The sequence below is a fragment of the Metallosphaera javensis (ex Hofmann et al. 2022) genome, assembly GCF_022064045.1.
Taxonomy (GTDB): domain Archaea; phylum Thermoproteota; class Thermoprotei_A; order Sulfolobales; family Sulfolobaceae; genus Metallosphaera; species Metallosphaera javensis.
Genome location: NZ_JAKNCW010000039.1, coordinates 1 through 3921, shown reverse-complemented (window position 1 = coordinate 3921; position 3921 = coordinate 1). Strand labels below are relative to the sequence as shown.

At 45.4% G+C, this 3921-nt stretch carries 6 protein-coding genes; 2 read left to right on the top strand and 4 right to left on the bottom strand.

Features of this window, described 5'->3' with window-relative positions; translation table 11 throughout:
• Nucleotides 1–116 precede the first annotated feature (116 nt).
• The 3 genes from L3N51_RS12240 to L3N51_RS12230 form a co-directional block, all read right to left on the bottom strand.
• On the bottom strand, nt 117–527 hold the full coding sequence (locus tag L3N51_RS12240) for a DUF3211 domain-containing protein (RefSeq protein WP_238027500.1): 411 nt from the start codon (nt 525–527) through the stop codon (nt 117–119).
• 147 nt (nt 528–674) lie between these two features.
• Nucleotides 675–1397: a DUF1614 domain-containing protein gene (locus L3N51_RS12235; protein WP_238027499.1), complete on the bottom strand. Its 723-nt coding sequence runs from the start codon at nt 1395–1397 to the stop codon at nt 675–677.
• Between the two features lie 15 nt (nt 1398–1412).
• Nucleotides 1413–1910 carry an NTP transferase domain-containing protein gene (locus L3N51_RS12230; RefSeq protein WP_238027501.1) on the bottom strand — a complete coding sequence of 166 codons (498 nt, stop codon included), beginning with the start codon at nt 1908–1910 and terminating at the stop codon, nt 1413–1415.
• 65 nt (nt 1911–1975) lie between these two features.
• Here L3N51_RS12230 and L3N51_RS12225 point away from each other — a divergent pair, with 65 nt between their 5' ends.
• Both L3N51_RS12225 and L3N51_RS12220 read left to right on the top strand, forming a co-directional pair.
• Nucleotides 1976–3043, top strand: coding sequence for an NAD(P)/FAD-dependent oxidoreductase (locus L3N51_RS12225; protein WP_238027498.1), 1068 nt, complete (start codon nt 1976–1978; stop codon nt 3041–3043).
• Nucleotides 3044–3269: 226 nt separating this feature from the next.
• Complete coding sequence (locus tag L3N51_RS12220; RefSeq protein ID WP_238027497.1) at nt 3270–3464, top strand: hypothetical protein; 195 nt, start codon at nt 3270–3272, stop codon at nt 3462–3464.
• A gap of 66 nt (nt 3465–3530) precedes the next feature.
• Here L3N51_RS12220 and L3N51_RS12215 read toward each other — a convergent pair.
• Nucleotides 3531–3921 (bottom strand): hypothetical protein (locus L3N51_RS12215; protein WP_238027496.1); only part of this gene is annotated, 391 nt, incomplete at its 5' end.

Below are 3921 nucleotides of genomic sequence, written 5' to 3'. Positions count from 1 at the left end.
AAAGTATTACTGAAAAATGATAGATTGATTTTGATCATCCCACGTAGATTAACTAATTACAATTCGCAATGGAAACCCGAATCGCCCGTATCATTTCATCTACTTCACACTCTTCCCTAGATCTTTCTCCTTATCCTCTCCATCCTCACCTCCTCATCTAACTTGCTTGCAAAACCGGAGAACCATCTATCCATGAAAAATATTCCAGACATTCTCTCCATCCAACCATCATATTCAAACCTCAAATCTATCTCTCCTTCCTTTATATTCATTGTCAGCTTTCCTTGTCCCATTCCTCCTCCTGCAGAGAGATAGAACGCATATATTAACTCACTCCCGCGAAGCACGTTCCCATGCATGTGGAAGGCCATTGTCAGGAACCTGCCATGAGCGTTAAAGGAATCTCCCTCTATCTCAACCTGCTTAATAGGGGGAAACAATCTAGGAAGAACAAATTTTGGGTCTGAAAGGATGATGAAAAGAGACTGCCTCTCATGTGACGTGGTAATGGTGATAGATTTATTCATGACAAATCTATATATTGTTCTGGAATTTTCTAGATAAAAACTTTTCGTAAGTTTTGCGAAAAAATTCTATTTAAAATAATATATTATAAATCTGATTCATATATAATACCTGGACTAAGAGCCCTTTGAGATATGGACTCTTCCTGATCATAATGATATCAGTAACTGACCTAAGAAAATGGAGAGCAATCCAGAAACGAATATTCCGTCAAACGTGCCCATTCCTCCCACACTGATAACCTGCGGTCTAGCCTCTAGAATCTTCTTTATGTTCAAGAGATCGGCTCCCACGAGAGTGCCTATAACGCTACTCACGTAAGCTGAGAGAGGAATTAGGATTGGCTGGTTGAAAAAGAGGATGTAGCTAATCAACACGGAGAAAATGGGGGCTATTAGAGGATTCATGACCACCCCAACTCCGTTCACCACCCTGGAGAACAGCTTCGACACTATAACAATGACCACAACGTTCAGGAGAATGAACAATTTGCTTGAGGACAAATAGAAGAGAGTGAGGGAGAGGATTAGCGGTATAACCGCGCCTCCCAGGTTAAATGCCAGTAGAGTAGTAAGGTAAGTTCTCTCCAGTTTTGGAAAATACACGGGAAATCCGAAAACGTAGACCACATCATATTCTGGTATAACCGCAGGCGACTTAAACTCCTTTACCACCACATTGACGGGGCTGAGGGCTAGACTAAGGAAGGATATCTCAACTGCAAGGGCATATCCCAGACCAGACGAGAACCCCGCGTAAACTAGGAGGTCCTTAAAGTAACCAACGGATATGATCAGGAGAAGTAGACTTAAGATGAAATAGATGGGGAATATCACCCCTCTCACTGGAGATACTATAAGAATACGTTTCAAGTATATCTCGGTAATTTATTCATGACATAATTTATTTATTTCCGTAAGGTCGTTCCACGTATTCACATTCATGATCCTCCTGGGGTAGTTAATCGACTGGTAATCTTGGAGATTTAATGACTTCCAGAGACTAACGCCCACGAAGTCCCCCTGAGTTAAGAGGGTGCAGATGGACGAGTCGCACTCCCTGAGCAGGAGTTCAACCGCATCTTCCTCCAGGAAGGGTACGTCGCTTGGAAGAACCAGTGCAGGTAACTTAACCGACGAAACCGCCTCCACCACGTCGTTTTCGTACCCTCGTCCAGAGGTATAGAGCAATTTGCGGATTTTACTCAACCGATCCTCCGCCGGATGTCCCCTGACTGTAGCTATGTATACATCTCCACTGTATTTAAGAGCCAGCTCCACCACCCACTGGATCATGGGCTTTCCGCACACTTCCATCACAGGCTTCAGGGGAGAAAGCCTGCTTCCCTTACCTCCTGCCATGATGATAACGCTTTCCGGCCTCACTGGAATCAATCGAATAATTAGGGATTATCTTAAATATTCTTTCTGCAAGATAAACTATGTTAACTATGAACAGGGTTGTTATTGTCGGAGGAGGAAACGGTGGTTTAGTTGTTGCTAACAGGCTTCACGGAAAGGGACTTGACGTAACGGTGGTGGAACCCTCTGATACTCATCTCTATCAACCGGGTATAGTGGACTACGCACTGGGAAGTGAGACGGAAGAGTCCATAGTCAGAAGTCTAGACTCTCTTCTTCCCGTTAGGTGGGTAAGGGGAAGGGTTACAAAGGTCCTGGTAGAGGACCATAGCGTCATGGTTGGGGACAGGAAACTGGAGTACGATTATCTCGTGTTATCTCCTGGAGTGGTCAGCAAGAAGATTGATGGAACAGTAGGTTGGCATAGTCTGGAGGAGGGAAGGAAGCTCAGGGATCAAATAGCGTCATTTACAGGTAACTCCATTGTCGTGGGTTATTCCGGCGTCATAAAGTGTCCCGCTGCGCCCTTTGAGTTTGCCTTTCTGCTAAAGGAGAGGTTCCCAAAGGCTAAGGTCACTTTACTTAATCCAGTAACCAACCCACCAGAGATTCAGAGGCCAATGGCCGAGGCCTTCGGGAAAAGGGCCAAGGAGCTTGGCGTTGAGATCAAGAGGGGTTTCAAGATAGCTAGGATAGATTCGGCACAGAGGATAATTGAATCGGAGAGTGGGGAGAAGGTCCAGTATGATCTGGCCTTGATTGATCCCCCGGTGGTTGTGGGAAACGAGTTCAGGGAGATGGCAGATCAGACTGGCTTCATTCCCGTGGATAGGACCACATTGAAGTATAAGAACTATGATAACGTGTTTGTTATAGGCGATGCCAACAATATTCTAACTCCACCCAAGACAGGCTCCAAGGCTCATTATGAGGCTAAAGTGGTGTCCGACAACATACTTCACGCAGTAGAGGGAGGTAGTAAGAAACTTTACGATGGAAGTGCAATTTGTGCCGTTTACGCAAGTTCCAGAAAGGGTTATCTGGTCAGGATGAACTTCGAGAGAAGTTCAATTTATGGTGCATCTTCAATATTTTACGAAATGAAGAGAGTATTTACGCATCTCTACTGGTCGTCGTTGAAGGGGATATTTCCTTAGATATTTTAGCTGTGCTATACCCTCTATGGTTTTCTAACAGGATCCTGGTATTCAGTTTAATGTTTAGGCAGAAGATGCTAGGCAGGTATTACTCTCCCTTTATCTCTTTGGGAGTTAAGGGGCTGAAGACCCTATCCGTGAGGTCGGGGATGGATAGTCCAAAGAAAGGCTTTGAGTGACAATGGGTAAATCTATCGTGACCTGCTAAACCCCATCCTGCGATCACGTGGGATGGCCACCCAGGGATGGAACCGAACTCGAGCTTGCGGAAACCAATGCCTCCATAACCCTCCCATACGGGGCGTCAAGGATGAGTTCCATTGGACGCTGTGAGTGGAGGGGATCGAGCATGGTCGATGAACTAAGAGATGCCATCCGTGAGGGTAGGGCAATTTACTCTAGACTACAGAAAGAAGATTAACAACTATTCGATATCATGACTTTGCTGGAAACGTATTGTAGGTGAGGGATGATGTAATGAGAGTCCCTATCTCACAAGCCCCTTCTGTCTCGCCAAGGATTCGGCTTTCATGTAAAGATCAGGGTAAAGTTGTTTTAACCCCAGTTCTAAAGCATCTTTTGCTACCTTGCTCATTCTGAATCCGGGCTTAGTATGGTAAAGGTACTGCAGGACAGCATATGCGGGATAACTCCACACACCGATTTTAGGATCCTTATCGAGCAAGGATTCCATTAGTTGCTCCAGATCGTGATCCTGTCCTTGAGTCCGTTCAGAAAGTTTAGCCATCTGTGTGGCTACGTTATTTTGCCCAAGGGAGGACTCTAGGGGATTCTCTATGGTCTCTACCCTCTGTCCTCCACTCTCTCCTCCCTGAACTCTACTCTCTACCCTCTGTCCTCCACTCTCTCCTCCCTGA